The 1,086-nt window shown below is 57.4% G+C and carries 1 protein-coding gene and 1 pseudogene; both read left to right on the forward strand.

Annotation, left to right across the window (positions count from 1 at the left end):
* A pseudogene (locus A3730_RS00345) lies at positions 1-355 on the forward strand (acetyl-coenzyme A synthetase); the annotation flags it as partial.
* A gap of 148 nt (positions 356-503) precedes the next feature.
* Positions 504-1,086, forward strand: a 583-nt coding sequence (locus A3730_RS00350) for a response regulator transcription factor (protein WP_063537215.1), incomplete at its 3' end; no start/stop codon positions are given.

Here is a 1,086-nt window from a genome sequence, read left to right on the forward strand (position 1 = left end):
AGTGGAAAGCGCCCTGGTCTCACACCCCAAGGTGTGCGAAGCCGCCGTCGTCGGTTATCCCCATAACATCAAGGGCCAGGGCATTTATGTCTATGTGACCCTGAATGATGGCGAGCACACCAGCGATGCCCTGCATGACGAATTACGCCAGTGGGTGCGCCGGGAAATCGGCCCCATCGCCACTCCCGATCTGATTCACTTTACCCACGGACTACCGAAAACCCGGTCCGGCAAAATCATGCGCCGTATTTTGCGCAAGGTGGCGGCCAACGAACACGACAGCCTGGGCGACATCTCCACCTTGGCTGACCCGGCAGTGGTCGCCAACCTGGTCGAGACACGGCTGAACCGTTGATACAGACGTCACTTGAAACCGCATACGCTGATGAAACATGGATGTTTTCTGTGTTTCCTTTCCACATGCTGCCCTCCCCGGGCAGCATCTTTTTTTCATTCCCATCTTTTTTTGGGCTCTTTGCACGCAACATGCTTAAATCAGAGTCATGACAACCATACTGATTGCCGATGATCACCCCCTGTTCCGTGCGGCCCTGATACAGGCTGTAGAGGCCAGTTTTCCCGGCGCCACCATCCACGAAGCCGACTCGCTCGCCACCCTGGAGGTACTGGGCCAGCAAGCCATCCCCTTCGATGTCATTCTTCTGGATTTACACATGCCCGGCACCCACGGTTTTTCGGGGCTGGTGTACCTTCGCGAGCAATACCGGAAAGTCCCGGTGGTGGTAATTTCAGCCACCGAAGATGTGGACGTGATACAGCGGGCCATTCACTTTGGTGCCGACGGCTTTATTCCCAAATCCACTTCCGTGGACACCATGACCGATGCCATGCGCAAGATCATGGACGGCGAACGCTGGCTACCGGAAAAAGCCCGCCGCGCCATGCCCCCGACCCTGCCCGACCACTCCGCCATGAGCGAGCGCATTGCCAGCCTGACCCCGCAGCAATTCCGGGTGATGGGCATGCTGATGGAAGGCATGCAGAACAAGGTAATCGCCTACGAACTGGATGTGTCGGAAGCCACGGTGAAAGCCCACATGACGGCCATTTTTCGCAAGCTGGGCG

It is taken from the genome of Alcanivorax sp. HI0044 (genome assembly GCF_001634945.1).